Origin of the sequence: Methanocella sp. (genome assembly GCF_035506375.1) — an archaeon.
Taxonomy (GTDB): Archaea; Halobacteriota; Methanocellia; order Methanocellales; family Methanocellaceae; genus Methanocella.
Genome location: NZ_DATJPM010000014.1, coordinates 1 through 17,313, shown reverse-complemented (window position 1 = coordinate 17,313; position 17,313 = coordinate 1). Strand labels below are relative to the sequence as shown.

Genomic DNA, 17,313 nt, shown 5'->3' with positions numbered 1-17,313 from the left:
CCGTTCTCGTGTTTCAATCCTTTAGTGTTTTAGTGCCATTCGGGAGGTTGTTTCGTGTTTTAAGCGCCAGGCATGGGCCTTAGTGATTTTAGTGCCCTTACGTGGGATATAAAAGAATTCGTGTTTTCGTGTTGAAAAACCGACGGGCAGTACGAAAGTGGAAAATAGGGCAAAGGACTATTAAACAAACACGGAACTACTGGCCTCTGTGGTGAAAATAGTGTCCTCCGTGCCCTTCGAGCACTTAAAGCCAGAATGAAATTATATGGCGAGACTAAAGTCATCAAGTACCTCACATGGTTAGCGACGTTCGTACAACCGTGAGTCGAAAATAAAAAACCGGACAAATCCGCGAATCAACTTGAATACAATTATTTATTTTCGCCTTCGAGCAGCATCTTTCTCGTGTGCCAGATGCGCTGCAGGGCCGTGATGTGGCTGGCGATGCCGATGATGATGAGCGCCCATCCGAGGATGCTATAATTAACGCCATAGAGCCCGAATGCCGGCCTATAGGCGATATTCAGGGAGGTGGCGAGCACCAGGATGATGAGCCGGTCCGCCCTTCCCATGATGCCTCCATAGGCCCGGCCGATGCCGACCGCCTGGGCCTGCGTGCCCAGGTAGCTGGCCAGCAGCACGCCCGTTAGAATGATGATGCCCATCACCGGATCAACGTATCCCCCGAGGCACGCGCCACCGATGATGAAGACGTCGGAGTACCGGTCGATCACGTGGTCCAGAAAGTCGCCATACTTCGAGGCGCTGTTCGTCTTCCGGGCCAGCATGCCGTCGGCGCCGTCCATGAAGGCGTTCAGGAAGACAAAGACGAGGGCGGCAAAGAGCATCCACGGGTTATTCGATGAAAAGTAATAGCAGACGCCGGCAATGATTGCGAAGACGAGCGATATTACGGTGAGAGCGTTCGCCGTAACGTTAAGGGACTGAAACACATTAATGAAGGGGTCGAGCAGGAGCACGGCCGTCGAGCGGAGCGAGTCCATGGTCACAGGAAAGCCTCCTCGCTAAAGTCGATGGCTCCCGGCGTATACTTATCTGTGCCCCGAATGGCCTCCCTCACCGCATCCCTGGCTTGCATTGGTTTCATATTGGTCGTATCGATTTCATAAACCTTTTTATGCGTGTCCAGGGCTTCGACGAGGATGAGGTCGAGCGCCTCCGCCTCGATATTCTCTTTGATCTTTGCCTCGCTCCAGCCTCTGTTTTTTAATCGTTCCCGGAGGGCAGCGGGCGAGGCGCGGAGGACGATGATCGTGTCCGCCGGCAGAAGATGCGACGTATGGCCTTCAAGGATGACATCCCCTTTCAGGCTCCTGACGTACTTTGAAAGCCGGGGCAGATCGGCGATAAGGCAATCCCGCTCCTCGTCCATGCCCAGGCTGTAGCCATTTTTAATTAGCTCGTTCACGTGGACGACACGAAAGCCTTCATCGATCGTGTCGGCGATGGTGGACTTGCCGGTGCCCGGGGTGCCCGTGAGCGCGATCTTCATGCGCCACCGCGAATATCTTTGAGAGCATTCACGAGGCGCTTGTTCTCCGCAGGCGTGCCCACCGTGATACGGACAAAAGTATCACCCATGCCGCGGAATGGGGAACAGTCACGCAGGATGACCCCCCTCTTCATGCATTCATCGGCCACGAACTTCGACTTGAGGGGCGCGACGTCCATGAGTATGAAATTTGCCTCCGACGGCAAGGCCTTAAAGGGCAGGCTCTCTGCTAAATATTTCCGGCCCTTCTTTACCGTTTCAATGGACTTACGATAGTACTCCGTATCACTCAGGGCCCCCAGAGCGGCGGCGATGGAGACGCGGCTGATCGCGAACGGCGTTGCCGCTTTCATATACTGCTTCAGGACCCATTCCGGGACAAAAGCATAGCCGATACGCAATCCGGCCAGGCCCCAGGCCTTGGACATAGTCCGGCCTACGATGACGTTATCGAATTTTTTAACCAGGTCCAGCACAGGGCGGTCCGAGAAATCGATATACGCCTCGTCCACGAACACGAGGCATTTAACGGCTTTCGCGATCCGCTCGATGTCCTCGACGGGGGTGACATTGCCCGTGGGGTTGTTCGGCGAGGTGATAAATATGAACTTCGTGCGGTCGTTGACCTTATCCAATATGTCTTCGACATCAATGCTGTAGTCGGGCTTCCGCATCGAGAATACGGGGCTGGCGCTGCTGAAGCCGGTCACGTTCTCGTAATAGGAGAACGTCGGCACGGGTATGACCGACTCGTCGCCTTTATCCAGGAACACTCGCAGCAGAGTCTCCAGGACACCATCCATGCCGGGGCCTGTGACGATATTACCGACGGGCAGGCCATAGTGCGCCGCGAGCGCTTCCTTCAGCTCGATCGCGTCGACGCTGGGGTATAGATGAATGGTGCCGGCCGCCTTTTTGACGGCGGCGATGGCCTTAGGGCTCGGGCCCAGGCAGTTCTCGTTGGATGCGAGCTTGATGACGTCCCGTGGAGCGATACCGTAAGAGCGGGCGACCTCTTCGATGTTCCTTCCCGCCACGTATTCCTTCATGCTCTCGATCGAGGGTTTCGGTCTGATCGCCATAAAAAAACAATTATTCGAGAAGTCGTCTTTGCTTATAGCATTTATCATGTGCCCGCGGGACCGTTTACTTTTTAATCCCCGGTCGCCTATAAATACGGGATGGCACAGTACTGGAATCCCGACATGGAAAAGCTGGACTGGAAAAGCATCGGCGACCTTCAGGCCCGAAAGCTTCGCGCGATGGTCCGGATGTTCCGCCATCAACCGTTCTATAGCAAGATGCTCCGGCAGTCCCACATCGATCCATGGGACATCGAAAGTTGTGATGACCTGCGGCGGCTCCCGTTCACGACACACGAGGACCTGGCCTCCAACCCCGAATCATTTATCCTGACGCCCGTGGAAAAAGCGTATACCGGGCCTCGCCTGATGGCCTCCCGATTCCAGTACCTGTTCTACGATACGCTTGTGGGCAACTCCCGTATCCGGCAGATCGACGAATATTACCCCGTCACAACCTTCGATACGGCCAACGGCGTGCCCATCTACCTCTCGAAGTTCGACATGGGCATCTTTAAGGAGCTCTGCGGGCGGGCGGCAGCCTGCGCGGGCCTCATGCAAGTGGACCGCTGCCTGAACGCTCATCCGTACGGCCAGAGCATCGACTTCTGGCATTCCCATTACATGGCCATGATGCTGCGCATCTTCTCGATAAGCGCCGGCCAGGCCGGACCCCGGGAAGGGCTTCTTGCGGCAAAGCGGCTGAACCCGACGGTGGTGGCCTGCGACCCCCATTACCTTTGCTTTGTCGCGAAAGCGTCCGAGGCTGAATTTAGCAGCCTGCGCATCGCCCTTTTATCGGGGTCCACGCTTGACGGCCCGCTGCGCTCGAAGCTCCAGGGCATGCTTGAGAAAGCCGGCGCCTCCCCGGTGCTTGTCGATTCCTATGCCGTCCCCGAGTGCCGGCAGTCTTTTCCCGGCTGCCCCGGCGGGACGGGCTACCACACCTATCCTGATGTCCACATCTGGGAGTGCGTAGACGTGAAGACCGGGGAGCCGGTGGGCCCGGGCGAGCGCGGAGAGCTTGTTTTCACGAGCATCGACGGGAGAGGAACGGCGCTGCTCCGTTACCGGACGGGCGACATTGCCGAAGGCGGCATAGTCTATGGCGAGTGCGAGTCCTGCGGCCGGACCGTGCCGCGTATCGTCGGCCCGATCCAGAAGCATACCGGCAGCCTGGCCGACGAATTGATGAGCGCGTTGCTCGACGTGGACGGCATCAGATATGCACAGCCGGTCCGTGCACAGGGCTCGAAGCCTATGCTCAGAGTGTGGGCGGAAGGCCCGGAGGCCCGGGAACGTGCCAGAAGCCTCGCTTCACGGCTCTGTAAGGCCGAGGATAACCTTCTCACATTCGAGAGCCAGTAGAATGCCATTATCCGGCTACGCCATTGCATGCGCTCCGCTAAAAAAATAGTTTATTATTAAATATTATCATATCGTGATTTTTCCTTGATCATTATGGTCGAGGAAAATATTTCGTCATGCACCGCCTGCACTCAGTGCGGCGCGGAGATCAAGCTGGGCAAGGATACCGAGTGTCCCGGATGCCACAGGGATATCAAGGAGTGCATCGTCGACAAGGACGTCACCAGCTCGATATACCCTATGTAATACCGTCTCTTTTTTATTTTTACGTCAGCAGAGCCTTTCTTTTACAGTCGTTCATATAAAATCAGGTGTTATATAAACAAACGAATGTCGAAAAAGCTATATTAGCTATGGACATTATATTTATGGGCAACAGAGGTCCACATCGGGAGTGTTCAGTCAATGCCAGAAGACAACGTGATCTACGTCGGTAACAAGCCGGTGATGAACTATGTGCTTGCCGCTGTCACACAGTTCAACGAGGGCGCCAAAGAAGTCACGATCAAGGCCAGAGGCCGTGCCATATCCAGGGCCGTCGACACGGCGGAAGTCGTGCGGAACCGCTTTTTACTGGACGTGACCATCGATAAGATCCAGATCGGCACCGAGGAGCTGAAAAGCGAGAAGGGCGATTCGATAAAAGTCTCGTCCATCGAGATATTCCTCAGGCGCAACGCATGATCATCTTATCTTTTTAGACGCTTCCCTGAGCTTTTCCAGAAGGGCTGCCTTTCCTTCGAATTCCGACGCTTCGATCGTTTTTATTAAATCATCCACGGTCAAATCCCGGGTAAGGGATCCCAGGAACTCCTTTTCCTCGTACGTGAGGCGGGCTCCCAGCCGGTGCCAGACTGCGGCGCTTGAATATCTCTTAGGGCTCATACGCAACTGCACAGAGGGCTTAATGTCCACACGCAGGAACGTATCGTTCTTAAAGCGGACGACGATAAGCGTATAAGCCCCGGAGCGGTCGAAGAGCTCATCGATGCCAGCCCAGCGGCCGCCGGCCGCATCATAGGCCCTGACGGAAGAGATAACGCCGCGATGGCTGTCGTAATATTTCCTGAATTCCTCGAGCGTCATCGCAGTATCCCTGGCCCTCATTGCATTTCCCCGCTCGACGTATACTGTAATTCTGGCATTAAATATTAATTGTATTAACGCAAATAATAAAATTATATATTTATTATTTTATAATGTATATTAACTTAACGCTTTCCGAAAATTAGGGTAATTGCTTTTTTTAAAAATTGATAATTAAGGGTGAGCGGGTTGGTAGGGGATGGATTGGATTGTGCAGTTATAAAAACGGCATTTCACCCGCTCAAGAAGTTAATATGTAATCTTGTATGATAAATACTTTGCTGATTAACCTCATTAATATTGTTTTCATATTGTAAAAAGTTTGATTTAGAGAAATAAAACCCTATTTTGAGCGAATCCTCGCCATGCGGCTGCTTATATACCTTCGGCGCTTGCCTGTATATGCTTAATGTTTCATCTCGTGGTAGAGCTCTCTCACTTTTTCCGAGGCACCGCTCAGGATGGGCTTGCCGTGCCCGGGGAGCATGATGTCAAAACTTAATCCGGACAGGCGCTTGATCGCGTCGATGGCCTCCGCCATGTCGGCCGTAAATTTCGGGTTGGGGGCGGCCAGCCTGCCGTCCAGCACGCGGATCGTGTCGCTGGAAAAGACCAGGCTATGCTGCGGGCTATACAGCCCGAGGTTGCCTTCGCTATGCCCGCTGAGCGTGATCACCTTCAGGCCGTCCAGCACGTCGATGTTATCGCCTTCCCTGAGCTTCACGTCGACGTTGACGGGCCTGTACCGGTAGTAGATCCGCATTATGCCGGAAAATATCCCGAACAGGCCGCCGGCGGCGTGCAGCGGCTTCCTGCCCTCGATCATATCCGCTTCGGCCGCGCCCGCGAAGACCTGCGCTCCCGAGTCGCTCTTCAAACGATAAAGACAGTTGATGTGGTCGATATGGGCATGTGTGATGATGATACGCCGGATATCCTTCGGCGTGTAGCCCAGCTTTTGCAGACAGCCATAGATATTCTTCTCGTTCCCCCGCAGGCCCGTATCGACCAGCGTGATGCCGCTGTCAATTATGATATACGTGTTACAGCCGATGGAGTTATCGACCAGGTGGATGCCCGGGACCAGTTCTGCCATAATCGTGACCAGATAATAATTGGCGGACACGTATTTAAAATATATTCCAGCCCGCGCTTCACCACGGCGGCACGGGGGCACCACGGAGGGCACGGTTTATTATTCACCACGGCGACACGGCGAACACGGCGCTTTTTTAATTCCTGAAGGGGGCTGACGCCGCGCGGAGCGCTCTTGCTTACCCCTCGGAGACCCCCTGCTTAATAATATTATCAGGAAACCGTGTCGCCGTGGTGTCGCCGTGTCGAATTTTAAAGAGCGCCATGTTCGCCGTGTCGCCGTGGTGAATAAAAAGCGCCGTGCCCTCCGTGGTTCATACCTTTTTGGGCGTGATGATCTCCTGCTTTTTGTCCCCCTGTACCTTGAGCGGATAGGTGTTGATACAGGGCTTGAGCAGGAACTGGCCGAAATACTCCTTATCGACCTTCGGGAAGCTCGGGTGTATCACGCGGAACTTCGGGCTGAACTGGATGTCCAGCGGCAGGATGCTCTCGTCGAAAAAGCTGATGTCGAACATGTAGTTGCCAGAGGTCACATTAGTGTTAATGATGAACTCGATGCGGCCCTCGTGGTGCTTTAGACGGTAGCCGTCGAGCGTATTGATGTAGCGGGCCACGTGGAACTGCTCCTTTTCCTTCATCAGGCCCAGGCTGAACCGGACCTTATCCAGGTCCACTGACGGGTTCAGGGCATAGTCGAAGGAATAGTGGATGTTGCCTCCGATAGGATATGCCTCGAGCGCGACTCCGCGCTCGTCCGTGATGCGATGGTTCGAGACACGGCACTTGTTAAGCTTTTCGATGGAATGGGACCTGGCCTTGACCTCGCAGTCATGCTCCAGCAGCAGCTCCTCGTACTTGCGGACCGCGGAATTGATGTCGCTGTCCAGGATCAGGCGGCCGTCGGCGCCAATGACGATGGCCCGGGAGCACATGGCCGCGATGAGCCGCAGGTTATGGGAGACTAGCACCAGCGTCGCACCCCTCTCAAGCATGCGGTTGATGCGCTCCTGGCACTTCTCGATGAAGCGGGCGTCGCCTACGGCCAGTACCTCGTCCACCACGAGGATGTCGGGCTCACAGTGGATTGCCACGGAAAAGCCCAGCTTCACGAACATGCCGCTCGAGTAGTGCTTCACCGGCACGTCGATGAAGTCGCCGATCTCGGCGAACTCGACGATATCGTCGAACTTCGCGTCGATCTCCTCTTTTGTCATGCCGCAGATGGCGGCGTTGATGTACACGTTCTCCCGGCCCGTCAATGCCGTGTGAAAGCCGGCGCCCACCTCGATGAGCGCCCCGACTTTGCCCTTAACGGTGATCCGGCCTTTGTCGGGCCAAAAAATGCCGTTAAGCATCTTCAGCAGGGTGCTCTTGCCAGAGCCGTTCATGCCCAGGATGCCCAGCGTTTCGCCTTTTTTTAGCCGGAAGGTGACGTCCCGGACGGCGAAGAACTCGTCCTTTCGCAGCACGTGCGAGTTCGAGCTCAAGCCCAGAAGATTTCGCCCGATGTCGTGCATGCCATAGAGCATCGAGCGTTTTAGGGACTTACAGTACTTCTTGGATACTTTATCGACTATCACAACGTACTCGTCATCCATCCGATCCCAGCCATGATAAGTTGAGTATGATGTATTTTAAATAGGTCATTCACTTTTATCACGCCTCAAATCCGCTCCGCGACCCTTGTCTCGGTCAGGTGGAATATGACCAGGCTTATGGCGAATATGGCCATAGACAGGGCCGTCGAGAGGGCAAAGCCCAGGGGCTCGCTGATCGTGCCCGTGAGGATCATTTCTCTCATTGACGAGATGAGGTAATAAAGGGGGTTATAGGACGTCACGGCGGCCAGCATGCCGGAGGACGGCCTGACGTACAGGATGGGCGTGAGGAACATGAGGAAGGTCATGAGCAGGGTTATGACGCTGCCCGTATCCCGCATGATGCCGTTCAGCAGCGACAGTATGAAGCCCATGCCGAGCGTGAGCAGGATGATGGGCAGCATGAGCAGCGGCATCAGGAGGATTGCCGGGTCAGGCATCCTCCGGAAATATACGAAGAGCAAGCATACGAGGCCCATCTGCACGGCGAATGAGATGACCGACTGGCCGACCGATGCGATTACGAGTGATTTTTTCGAGAAATTAATTTTCGTTATCATGGAGCCGGCGAGCACCAGCGAGTTCGTGCTCGCGATGAGCCCCATGGAGAATAGCTGCCAGAACGCCATTCCGAGTATGGCGTATATCGGGTAAGGCACGTCGATGTGTCCGATCTGGAACAGCCCGGCGTTGCTGAGTACGATGAACGAGCCGACGCTTACCATCGGGACGATGAAGGCCCAGAGGAAACCCATGAACGACTGGCGATAGATGGCAAAAAAATCCCTCTTGAAAAGCTGCCAGGTGAGCCATTTATTCCGGGAGACTTCGCTGCCGATCTCTCTCAGGAGCGCGATATACCCTTTTTTTATCGAGTTATCGGGCTCATACGTCGTGATCTGCGTCTCCTTTCCTCCCCTTTAACTATCGAGACTGGGTATGGATTTATTATTTTACGCATGTATCACCGGATTTTCCCGGCGGGCATCGCAACGGTTAATATAGCCGGCGTCGACAGGCTATGCATGGACCTCATCGTGCCGCTATGCTATCTGCTGGCTATCATCGCCGTAGCTTATTTTGCCCTTGAGTTCGTCTTCACCGGCCTGAAGGCACGGCTCTTCCGGGCCGTTAAATCCCTCATCCGGCGATTAGGCCGCTTTATCAGTTAATCAGGCATAAATCCAGGCATCACGAATGCAGATATGAGGATGCGCGGGCATGGATATGTACCATGGCGACCGCCCGGGGCTGCTATTGCTATGGCACGGCGATTTCCCGGACGGCTTTTTAGATTCCGAGAAAAATATGGTGCTGTTCCAGCAATGCCTCTTAGCCCGGGATATCCTCCAGAGCCAGTCGTTCTATGATAAGCCACGGTTCGACGACGATTATGCCCTGGCGGGCCTTCATATCGCTTATCATCTTTTATCCCGCATGAAGCCAGACCACCTGGAGCTTTCCTATCTTAGCCTTCGCTCGCCCGGGATCCGGCAGGCCGTATACAGGACGGCAGCCCGCGGCGCCCGGCGCATCATCTGCGCAGGCGCTTCGGGCCTGATGCTGCCCGGCTATGGGGCCGATAAAATCCTGCCCCTCGAGCTTAATAAGGTCTTCAGGGACAACCCAGCCCTCGATCTCCTTGCCACAGAGCCCGCGATCGACAGCGTTGACATTGTCCGTATCGTGCAGCAGTCTCTGGCATATACGTTCCATGGCCAGGCGGGCAAATGGAAAATGCCCGGGCGCAGCTTCAGGAGCATGGAGGAGCGGGGCATCGTTCTCGTGTGTGCGCACGACCCCGCATCGGTTTCCGGTAGTATTGCCGCCCTTAATAATTTCGCCAGGGCCTCGTCCGAGATTTCAAAACTGTCGAGGGAAGCCTGTATGGGTGGCTGCTGTCCAGCGATTGGCGGGCTCCTGCGGCAGGCGGAAGCGCAACTTCGGGCGGGTGGCTTCCACGCAGTAGAGTCCGGGTTCATCGACTTCGCCCTCCCGGACGTGAGCGAGGCCGCCAGGCGCCTCGTGGACGCCGGCTGTACGCACATCATTGTCACGGGGGCGACGGCGCTGCTGCACAGGCATCCTTACTCGTGCGGAGGTCCGGCCGAGTCCGTGGAGCGCCTGAAGAATGAGCTGCCCGACGCCAATATCGTCTATGTGAAGCCCGACCCGGGGCCCATCGCGCCATATCTGGCAGACGTCGTCATGTCGAGCGTGCTGGATTCGGATGAAAATGGCCGGTCGTTAATTAGTACGCTCAGGGCACGCTAGCCTTTCTTTTCGGAGAAAAATATCTTCTTGATCGCCCACAGGCAGAAGACAGTTACCACGAGCCAGAATACGCTGATAGGCGTCACATAGGGCACGAGCCCCAGGATCGAGGCGATCATGAGAAGTACCAGCAGCCCCAGGGCTGCGCTCCAGGGGCTGAACGTCAGCTTCATCAGAGCACCTTGAACTTGTGGCGGTAGCCAAACCGCTCATCCTCCGGGATATGCTGCATGGCGATGGAGCGTATCTCCATCATGATATCGTGCTGGACCTTACTCTCCATGTGGCCGGCGAGGTCTCCATCGGCCGACTCGTGCATGACACGCGGCATATAGCGTGAGGCAAACTCGCGGGGGTCGGCGAAAGCCTTATCGAGTATGATACGGGCGTTAAGCGCGATGTAATTCGCCATCCGTATGTCCGACTCCGTCGTCGTCTTGGTCAGGTCGTATCCGACGAGGCTCAGCTCCGGCCTCTGCACGCCCGAATCCCTCAGCTTCTTTTCGAAATCCGTATAAATGCGTAGCGCGATGACCTTGATGAACCGGTCATATGATCTTTTATCGATAATGAGCGAAAGGTTCTCTTCCGCCGGATCCAGGTGCTCTTCGGGCTTCTGCCCGAACAGGGGCGCCTGCTTCGGAGCCGGCTTCTTATGTCCTTTATTCACGGTCATAATTGCACCCCATCCCTGTGATTAGATTGACCTTCATGCTTAAGTGTTTTTTTGTCGTCCTACAGTATTCAGACTATTCTTTTTAAGCCGACCAAAAAAATTTATTTGGATAACTATATAGCTATATAATCAATAATGGTTATGGGCTTAGGTGGTCTATCGTTCCAGGGTGAGTAGCTCATGTTGAAGAATACGCACTTCAGATCTATTATAACTGTAGCGTCTACCGTTTTATTTTTATTATCAATCATAATCAGTATCTCTTTACCTGCCATGTCGGACGGGGGCGTGGCTTTTCACGCGAGCGTGACATCCGGTAACGCTCCCCTCACCGTCCAGTTCACGGACGATACCACTGGCTACAGGAGCGCGTGGACCTGGAGTTTCGGTGATGGCGGAAGCACGGCGCAGAACCCTTCGCATACGTATAATAGCGCGGGTACGTACGATGTAAGCTTAGCAGTCTCAAACGGCTCTCGTGTCATCGGCACTGAAACGAAACTCGCCTATATAACGGTATATGAACCATCCCCATCGAAGCCCGTATCAGAATTCAAGATGAACACGACCACCGGCCCGGCGCCTCTGACGGTTAAATTCACGAGCCTGGCGTCCGCCGGCTCGCTCTCCTATGAATGGGATTTCGGAGACGGGACACAGCACAGCGCAGAGCCGACCCCCGTGCACGTTTATACGACCCCGAACACTTATAAGGTCAGCCTGAAGGTATCGAGCCCCGGCGGAAGTGACATAAAAACAGCCCAAATCGTCGTGACCACGCCCATCGCTCAGGGCTCGTCAAATAACATGTCGGCAACTGCGATCATTGCGCCCGAATCGAAAGTTACATCGGATACGCCGCAGAGCCAGGGCAAGCTTACATTCTCCATATCAGAGGACCTTATCCAGATCATACTTACGGCGCTCATCGCTATCGTCATCGCCTTCATGGTCATCTATTATTTGACCAGCCTGAGCAAGCGTGCGGAAAATAAGGGGGCGAAGAATTCACCAGGCCCGTCGGAGCGAAAGGGCCATATGCCGGCGATCAGTAAGAAATCCCCCGGCAAAGAAGCCATGCATGATACTGCCATCAAGCCTGCAGAGATACCGGCGAATCCAGCGGAAGAGTCCATCACGCCACAGGATATGATCGACATTGCCGAGCTTGTGAATGCTCGCGCGGCTGTAAAATCCGCTGAGGCCGTAAAGGCTCCCGAAGCGGTTAAGCTTCCCGAGACGCCGCCGATGCCAGCCGAGGCTGCTATAAAATCGGCGCCTGTAAAAGCGCCTGAAGCCGTGAAGCCGCCGGTCGTGGTGAAGCCTCCTGAGATGCCGGTAAAGCCCGCCGAACCCGCAATGAAGCCGATACCGGTAAAAGCGGCCGAAGTCGTGAAGCCCGTCGAAAAGCCGCCCGAGCCGAAGAAATCATCCGCTAAGATTTCGGACCTCCTGAAGCCAAAGGCGAAGCCCGAAGCTAAAGACCAGCCGGCACCGAAGCCTGCGAAAAAGCGCAACGACGTGGATAAGGACTATATCTATGGCCTTGTGCTGGGCGAAAACCAGGACGATAAAGATAAAAAAAATAAGGATTAGATCAGCTTAAGGATGCCGATACGGGGCTCGTAGCACCGGCCGGCGTCCATCAGGGCGTTTAACGTTTTTTCCACCGACATTTCGCCGTAGCCCAGCTTCTCCGCCGCGTCAAGAAGTACCTCGTAGCTCACGCCGTCTCCCCTGTCGAGCCTTTTGATCATGTCCTCGATGATGGCCAGCGCCATGCCATCGGACGATGCCTCCTTTTTCTCCTTGGGCATCACGTCCAGGATAGTCGCCAGCGCGTCCATGACCATTTGCCGGTACGCTTCCATTCGATCCACGGAGACGTGGTAATGGTCCAGCGCAATAGCGATGCCCGCCGCATCAGGGGTCGTGGCGCTCATGTAGCGTTCCAGTTCCGAGCCCCTGAGCCCGCTTTCCATGGCCCGCTCCATGGTACGGATCGCCTCCAGCGTGAAGAGGGAGGTCATGTAGACCCAGCGATTCCTGACGTACTCGTCGACCAGGTTGATCTCCTCCGGACGGACTGACATATAATAGGCCCCTTTTTCGGGAGTGAACATACGGGCCTTTCCGACGACGGCCACGTATGCCGGCGTCTTGATCGACGATAAGAAGAGCGCGGCCGAAGGCTGGTACTCGCCGGCATATACCGTAAATACGCCCGTCGGGTCTGCGATCCTGGCCCGGTACATAGTCTGGCCTTCCAGGCCGATGTTCTCCACCTCCGTGAGTACGCCCACGATAAATACCCGGTTACAGATGATGCCCGTCGGCGTCACGATAAAGTTCGGGGACCTGTCGATGGATTCTCCCTGCTGCAGGTTTGAATCGTTGAACTCCCGGGCGAACGTCCGCCTGGCGACCTCTCGCTCACTCATCGCATGCTCACCATCAGTTCCCGCGCCAGCTTCCCGACGTCCTCGTCGGGCCTGGTCGCCTTTGTCGCGATCAGGATCCTGCCGTACTCGCCGCGGGTCACATTGCCCCGGATGACGAACGGAAAGCCGATAAGGGCTGCCTTTAAGCGCTCTTCGGGATTCTCCAGCGTGCCGTTCTCCAGGGCCATCTCGAGCTCGATGCCGAGAACCGCACGTGTCAGCGTATGGTCGAAAACACAAATTAGCGAGCCTGTGCCGTCGTCCAGGATGGCCTTTATGCGAAGGTCCTTCACGCCCCCTGAGCGGCCGTGGGCACGGCACTGGCCCTTCTGCATGACGCGGCTGCAGATAGGGCAGCGCTCGATGAGGCCGGACCCCGGGCGAATGGAGACCACATCGCCTTCGACCTCGATATCGTAGGCGCCATCGCCCTCCATCAGCTCGGCAAGGCTGCAGCGCCTGGTCATATATCCCGGCACGCTTCCATCGAATTCTTCCAGCGTAGACCTCTCGCCGATGTTAACGCTCGGCATGCCGTGAAAGCCGTTCACGTACACGTTCTTGGCCAGCAGGGCCTTGCCAGAGAATAGTGCGGGAAGGTCCAGCCACGCGGTAAAATGCACTTTCGCCGTCGAGTCCTCGAGCATGCCGTTGATAACGGTCGTCGTGCCCCGGGACGTCGTGATCTCCCGGTACCTTGGCTCGACCACGTTGGCCAGCACGGTCACGCCCGAGTCACCTGCCCTCAAATCTTTTAAAAGCTTGATCGACGGGTCGTGGACGGCCCGGCCTTCCGGCTCTGCCGCGACTTCAGCGGCCACATCCGCAGAGTGTTTCTTTATGATGCTCCTGCGGGCCTCTTCCACGGGCACTTTAAAATCTATGATAAGCAGCTTCAGCTCTTTTTCCAGAGTATCTCTGTCTATTCCCAGCGCCCGGTTTAGGTCATCGACTATGGGCGCGATTGGATCGTCCATGTATACCACCAAACTAAATGTTTATCCAGAATTATCAGTTTTTTCCTACTTAATTATTATTAAAGCCCTTTAAATTTTATCTTTTCGGTCTTATTGCCGTTTTTAAGGTCATATCTGCCTTTTTGTCCTTATCGGCGGTAAAAAATGTATTTTTTGCCTAATTTGTAATTAAAAGCGGTTACATCAGGTTTAAATAGAAAGCAATATAGCTTCAATTATAGCGCCTTACTATCTAAACATATGCAGGTGATTCGAATATGGACCGAACGAAATTAACAGCGATCATAACGATGTTAGCGATATTGCTCGCGATGACGGCAATATCGGGATGCACGACTGGGACCATGACGGTCAGCCCGACGCCTGAGGCCACGGCGGTACCGACAGCCGCGCCGACAACTGCCCCCGTGGTGACGCCGGCTGCAACGGCCGTTCCGACACCCGCGGCCACGCCTGTGCCCACGTCTACACCGTCGACAATACCGTACTGGCTCGGGCCGTACCCGACCATGAGCCCGTGGACGCCTGGCAACGATATCTATGTGCCGACTCCGACGGCGGATGCCGGATATTCGATCTATGCGCCGTGGATCGACCAGAAAGAGCAAGAGGTCGGCCCCGTCATTCTCACAGTCACAGGGAACGTGAATAATCCGCTGAGCCTCAAGAAGATCGACTTAAAAGCATACTCACAAATGACCGTGACGGCGACAGTGCCTAAAAAATCCGGCACCCTGACAATAACGGCTTCAGGCCCGCTGCTGAACGATATCCTGAATGCTGCGTCGCCTAAGAGCGGTGCAACGAAAGTAAAATTCACCGCTGCCGATGGCAGCTATAGCTCAACGGTAAATCTCGCCGATATCCGTGATAGTCCCACGTCCATCATAGGCTTAATGTCGGATGGGACACTTCGGGATATCCTTGTTGGCAACCCGCCCTTCTCGGGAAGCAACTGGGTCAGTAATCTGGGATCGATTGAAGTGATATAGGCTAGATATTAAAATGGGGCCAAATTTTCACATGGCTCCATTCTTTCTTTTTTTGTATTGAATAAACCGTTTAAGAACTCCGAGTGTACTATGTAATTTTTTGATTAAAATCTGCTGCGTTGAATATTGATAGGTCATTGTTTAGCAAGTAGTCTTATTTTTATCGTTTGCGTAATAGCCAAATTTATCGATAGTTTCCGATTATCTTTTTCAATTTTTATGCTGTGTTGAATATGCCTTTTTAAGTCTCGGAGTGTACGGAGGCACTATTTTTCACCACAAAGGCACGAAGAGCACGGAGGCCCACAAAGTCTTTTTTATAATTAAGAGACAAAGGGCACAGAGCCGCTTTTTGAACTTCTAAGATACAGGATATGATGGCACAGGGGCAAAAAGTGCTCTTGTTCATTACACTGTGTCTTTGTATCCTTCGTGCCCTGATCGCCAATGAACCGGCTTTGTGTACTTTGTAACTTAATCTAAAAAAAAACTTTGTGGGCCTCCGTGCTCTTCGTGCCTCTGTGGTGAAAATAGTGCCCTCCGTGCTCTTAAAAAGCTTAAAATACGGGAGTAATTCAACACAGCAATTAAAAAAGAAATATTCAACCTGTTAATAATTATCATTTCATTATACGCATGAACCGTAAGACGTAGAACGCGTTGATGATGAAGACGGCGATCATCATATAGAGAAAGGCCGTATTGAGCATATCCAGGCCGGGCTGCATGATCATGTCGATTATGGCGTACCCGAGGTAGGCCTCTATGAACACGCTGACGATCATCATGGAATAGTAGAAGGCGCTCTGGTTCTGTAGTGTGCGGACGCTGGTCTGGCTATAGCTATCGATGAGGCTTTTTTGCTCGGTCGTCAGGTTCAGGGTATCAATATAATCGTTGAGCTCCTGCCGGTCGAGATCGTCCTCGATCTTGGTCATATGAAGTCCGGCCCGCCGCTGGTTGATCTCCTCGATCTTTCGGTTGATCTTCTCGATCTTGTTCGCGGTATCCTGATCCACACGCGTTTCCATTACGGTCGCTTAATATCCTCGCGTTCGAGAGTTAAATAGCTTTTCATTTTTAGACTGCGGCTTTGGTCTTTTGCCTGAAGCGGACCACATTGACGACGGCCCAAAGGAGAAGGGCAGGCGAAAGAAGGACCAGGCCGAAATACAGGACTGGCGTTAGAATATGATCGGCCGTGGGGACGAGGCAGAAGAGAGCCCCCATGATGGTGAAAGTAACGGCAAGGATAGTCAGTTCCCCGGGGCCGAAGATACTTTTGCCATCGGGCATAACGGAGTGCTCCACCGCATCGGGCTTTTTTAAATACAATAACAGGATTATAGCGGCATAGACGCCCAGCGTCAGCAATATGGTGAGCGGCGGGGCGGTCCTTTCCGGTAAGATGAAGATAAAAGTCAATATATACAGAGCAGCAAGGTATATCAGTAGCAATGTCATGCCAGCTTTACCCAGTCTAAGCGATTCAATGGAGAACTGTTTTCCATATCTTTTTGAGGCGATTAAATAGAGGGCGCCGATGAGAGCGAAGCTGCCCAGTGCCGTAACGACCGTGGCGACAAGGTTCGATTTCGAGTTGAATGCCAGGATCGCCGAGCCCAGGATGACCACGAGGGCCGAAAGTATCCAGTTGCGGCGGCTTTTTATGAGTACCTGCAGGTGGCCGGGCAGGACGCGCCCCGACAGTGCCTGGAATGCCAGCATGGGAAGGATAAAGGAAAAAACAGGGTGCCAGAAAAACGTGATGATCGGGAACTCCGGGATTGCGAAACCGAGGAACGTGCCTATGCCCGGCGCCTGCCCTGCGTACCCGGCCCAGGCGACCTTCGTGATCCACGACTCGTAGAGGCCGAAGAGCACGCCCCACAGGTATAGCGCCGTAAGGGACGTCCTGCGGAAGTATAGGGCCAGATTGATGAAAAATACCGTGTGTGCCAGGTATAGCCAGAAGGTGACTATCCAGGCCCAGGGCGTGAGGAACCACAGGACCGATGAGCCCGAGCAGACTTCGGCGAAGAACATCGACAGGGCGCCGGCTAATAATATGAAGACTATCTTTGCACCTGACGATACTTTTTCCGGGAAAACCGCCTGCTCAGCCATGTTTTATAAAATACATTCTAAAAACAAAAATGTTTCATAGGGTCTCACCACAGCGGTCACGGAGGATAACACGGAGAACAC

20 protein-coding genes are annotated in these 17,313 nt (G+C 54.2%); 7 read left to right on the top strand and 13 right to left on the bottom strand.

Annotation, left to right across the window (positions count from 1 at the left end):
- Positions 1–371: 371 nt before the first annotated feature.
- The 3 genes from VMC84_RS01655 to hisC are packed head-to-tail and all read right to left on the bottom strand — an operon-like array spanning position 372 to position 2,595.
- Positions 372–1,004, bottom strand: a complete 633-nt coding sequence (locus VMC84_RS01655; protein ID WP_325377494.1) for a CDP-alcohol phosphatidyltransferase family protein — start codon at positions 1,002–1,004, stop codon at positions 372–374.
- Positions 1,005–1,006: 2 nt separating this feature from the next.
- Positions 1,007–1,513 (bottom strand): adenylate kinase family protein, encoded by a 507-nt coding sequence (locus VMC84_RS01650; RefSeq protein ID WP_325377490.1) that lies wholly within the window; start codon positions 1,511–1,513, stop codon positions 1,007–1,009.
- Complete coding sequence (hisC, locus tag VMC84_RS01645; RefSeq protein WP_325377488.1) at positions 1,510–2,595, bottom strand: histidinol-phosphate transaminase; 1,086 nt, start codon at positions 2,593–2,595, stop codon at positions 1,510–1,512. The genes VMC84_RS01650 and hisC overlap by 4 nt, the downstream gene beginning before the upstream one ends.
- A 99-nt stretch (positions 2,596–2,694) precedes the next feature.
- Between hisC and VMC84_RS01640 the strand changes: the two genes are divergently transcribed.
- The 3 genes from VMC84_RS01640 to albA all read left to right on the top strand — a co-directional run bounded on the left by VMC84_RS01640 (position 2,695) and on the right by albA (position 4,647).
- Positions 2,695–3,963, top strand: coding sequence for a hypothetical protein (locus VMC84_RS01640; RefSeq protein WP_325377486.1), 1,269 nt, complete (start codon positions 2,695–2,697; stop codon positions 3,961–3,963).
- A 93-nt stretch (positions 3,964–4,056) separates the two neighbouring features.
- Positions 4,057–4,209, top strand: coding sequence for a hypothetical protein (locus VMC84_RS01635; protein WP_325377484.1), 153 nt, complete (start codon positions 4,057–4,059; stop codon positions 4,207–4,209).
- Between the two features lie 159 nt (positions 4,210–4,368).
- Positions 4,369–4,647, top strand: coding sequence for a DNA-binding protein Alba (gene albA / locus VMC84_RS01630; RefSeq protein ID WP_325377482.1), 279 nt, complete (start codon positions 4,369–4,371; stop codon positions 4,645–4,647).
- On the opposite strand, the gene VMC84_RS01625 is transcribed toward albA, so the two are convergent.
- From VMC84_RS01625 to VMC84_RS01610, 4 genes are all read right to left on the bottom strand, one after another.
- Positions 4,648–5,070, bottom strand: coding sequence for a hypothetical protein (locus tag VMC84_RS01625; protein WP_325377480.1), 423 nt, complete (start codon positions 5,068–5,070; stop codon positions 4,648–4,650).
- A gap of 385 nt (positions 5,071–5,455) precedes the next feature.
- Positions 5,456–6,145: an MBL fold metallo-hydrolase gene (locus VMC84_RS01620; protein ID WP_325377478.1), complete on the bottom strand. Its 690-nt coding sequence runs from the start codon at positions 6,143–6,145 to the stop codon at positions 5,456–5,458.
- Between the two features lie 313 nt (positions 6,146–6,458).
- Positions 6,459–7,745 (bottom strand): ABC transporter ATP-binding protein, encoded by a 1,287-nt coding sequence (locus VMC84_RS01615; protein WP_325377476.1) that lies wholly within the window; start codon positions 7,743–7,745, stop codon positions 6,459–6,461.
- 65 nt (positions 7,746–7,810) lie between these two features.
- Entirely contained in the window at positions 7,811–8,584 is a 774-nt protein-coding gene (locus VMC84_RS01610) for an ABC transporter permease (RefSeq protein WP_325377492.1), read from the bottom strand.
- A gap of 120 nt (positions 8,585–8,704) precedes the next feature.
- Here VMC84_RS01610 and VMC84_RS01605 point away from each other — a divergent pair, with 120 nt between their 5' ends.
- Positions 8,705–8,917, top strand: coding sequence for a hypothetical protein (locus tag VMC84_RS01605; RefSeq protein ID WP_325377474.1), 213 nt, complete (start codon positions 8,705–8,707; stop codon positions 8,915–8,917).
- Positions 8,918–8,966: 49 nt separating this feature from the next.
- On the top strand, positions 8,967–10,019 hold the full coding sequence (locus VMC84_RS01600; protein WP_325377472.1) for a hypothetical protein: 1,053 nt from the start codon (positions 8,967–8,969) through the stop codon (positions 10,017–10,019).
- On the opposite strand, the gene VMC84_RS01595 is transcribed toward VMC84_RS01600, so the two are convergent.
- Both VMC84_RS01595 and VMC84_RS01590 read right to left on the bottom strand, forming a co-directional pair.
- Entirely contained in the window at positions 10,016–10,192 is a 177-nt protein-coding gene (locus VMC84_RS01595; protein ID WP_325377471.1) for a hypothetical protein, read from the bottom strand. The genes VMC84_RS01600 and VMC84_RS01595 overlap by 4 nt on opposite strands.
- Entirely contained in the window at positions 10,192–10,695 is a 504-nt protein-coding gene (locus VMC84_RS01590) for a hypothetical protein (RefSeq protein ID WP_325377470.1), read from the bottom strand. The genes VMC84_RS01595 and VMC84_RS01590 overlap by 1 nt, the downstream gene beginning before the upstream one ends.
- Positions 10,696–10,968: 273 nt before the next feature.
- On the opposite strand from VMC84_RS01590, the gene VMC84_RS01585 reads away from it, so the two are divergent.
- Entirely contained in the window at positions 10,969–12,291 is a 1,323-nt protein-coding gene (locus tag VMC84_RS01585; protein WP_325377468.1) for a PKD domain-containing protein, read from the top strand.
- On the opposite strand, the gene VMC84_RS01580 is transcribed toward VMC84_RS01585, so the two are convergent.
- A complete protein-coding gene (locus VMC84_RS01580) occupies positions 12,288–13,136 on the bottom strand; it encodes a hypothetical protein (RefSeq protein WP_325377467.1) in 849 nt (282 codons plus the stop codon). The two genes, VMC84_RS01585 and VMC84_RS01580, sit on opposite strands and share 4 nt — an antisense overlap.
- Complete coding sequence (locus VMC84_RS01575) at positions 13,133–14,113, bottom strand: single-stranded DNA-binding protein (protein WP_325377465.1); 981 nt, start codon at positions 14,111–14,113, stop codon at positions 13,133–13,135. Before VMC84_RS01575 ends, VMC84_RS01580 begins: the two co-directional genes overlap by 4 nt.
- A gap of 257 nt (positions 14,114–14,370) precedes the next feature.
- On the opposite strand from VMC84_RS01575, the gene VMC84_RS01570 reads away from it, so the two are divergent.
- Positions 14,371–15,105: a molybdopterin-dependent oxidoreductase gene (locus VMC84_RS01570; RefSeq protein WP_325377464.1), complete on the top strand. Its 735-nt coding sequence runs from the start codon at positions 14,371–14,373 to the stop codon at positions 15,103–15,105.
- A gap of 620 nt (positions 15,106–15,725) precedes the next feature.
- Here the strand turns inward: VMC84_RS01570 and VMC84_RS01565 are convergent.
- Both VMC84_RS01565 and VMC84_RS01560 read right to left on the bottom strand, forming a co-directional pair.
- On the bottom strand, positions 15,726–16,124 hold the full coding sequence (locus VMC84_RS01565) for a hypothetical protein (RefSeq protein ID WP_325377462.1): 399 nt from the start codon (positions 16,122–16,124) through the stop codon (positions 15,726–15,728).
- 61 nt (positions 16,125–16,185) lie between these two features.
- On the bottom strand, positions 16,186–17,232 hold the full coding sequence (locus VMC84_RS01560; protein ID WP_325377461.1) for a hypothetical protein: 1,047 nt from the start codon (positions 17,230–17,232) through the stop codon (positions 16,186–16,188).
- Positions 17,233–17,313 lie beyond the last annotated feature (81 nt).

Bases quoted from the DNA above. Each gene is read 5' to 3' on its own strand.
- VMC84_RS01560 (WP_325377461.1), bottom strand. From the start codon at position 17,232: ATGGCTGAGCAGGCGGTTTTCCCGGAAAAAGTATCGTCAGGTGCAAAG.
- VMC84_RS01585 (WP_325377468.1), top strand. From the start codon at position 10,969: ATGTCGGACGGGGGCGTGGCTTTTCACGCGAGCGTGACATCCGGTAAC.
- albA (WP_325377482.1), top strand. From the start codon at position 4,369: ATGCCAGAAGACAACGTGATCTACGTCGGTAACAAGCCGGTGATGAAC.
- VMC84_RS01655 (WP_325377494.1), bottom strand. From the start codon at position 1,004: ATGGACTCGCTCCGCTCGACGGCCGTGCTCCTGCTCGACCCCTTCATT.
- VMC84_RS01600 (WP_325377472.1), top strand. From the start codon at position 8,967: ATGGATATGTACCATGGCGACCGCCCGGGGCTGCTATTGCTATGGCAC.
- VMC84_RS01595 (WP_325377471.1), bottom strand. From the start codon at position 10,192: ATGAAGCTGACGTTCAGCCCCTGGAGCGCAGCCCTGGGGCTGCTGGTA.
- VMC84_RS01590 (WP_325377470.1), bottom strand. From the start codon at position 10,695: ATGACCGTGAATAAAGGACATAAGAAGCCGGCTCCGAAGCAGGCGCCC.
- VMC84_RS01620 (WP_325377478.1), bottom strand. From the start codon at position 6,145: ATGGCAGAACTGGTCCCGGGCATCCACCTGGTCGATAACTCCATCGGC.
- VMC84_RS01635 (WP_325377484.1), top strand. From the start codon at position 4,057: ATGGTCGAGGAAAATATTTCGTCATGCACCGCCTGCACTCAGTGCGGC.
- VMC84_RS01650 (WP_325377490.1), bottom strand. From the start codon at position 1,513: ATGAAGATCGCGCTCACGGGCACCCCGGGCACCGGCAAGTCCACCATC.
- hisC (WP_325377488.1), bottom strand. From the start codon at position 2,595: ATGGCGATCAGACCGAAACCCTCGATCGAGAGCATGAAGGAATACGTG.
- VMC84_RS01580 (WP_325377467.1), bottom strand. From the start codon at position 13,136: ATGAGTGAGCGAGAGGTCGCCAGGCGGACGTTCGCCCGGGAGTTCAAC.
- VMC84_RS01575 (WP_325377465.1), bottom strand. From the start codon at position 14,113: ATGGACGATCCAATCGCGCCCATAGTCGATGACCTAAACCGGGCGCTG.
- VMC84_RS01625 (WP_325377480.1), bottom strand. From the start codon at position 5,070: ATGAGGGCCAGGGATACTGCGATGACGCTCGAGGAATTCAGGAAATAT.
- VMC84_RS01605 (WP_325377474.1), top strand. From the start codon at position 8,705: ATGTATCACCGGATTTTCCCGGCGGGCATCGCAACGGTTAATATAGCC.
- VMC84_RS01640 (WP_325377486.1), top strand. From the start codon at position 2,695: ATGGCACAGTACTGGAATCCCGACATGGAAAAGCTGGACTGGAAAAGC.
- VMC84_RS01570 (WP_325377464.1), top strand. From the start codon at position 14,371: ATGGACCGAACGAAATTAACAGCGATCATAACGATGTTAGCGATATTG.
- VMC84_RS01615 (WP_325377476.1), bottom strand. From the start codon at position 7,745: ATGGATGACGAGTACGTTGTGATAGTCGATAAAGTATCCAAGAAGTAC.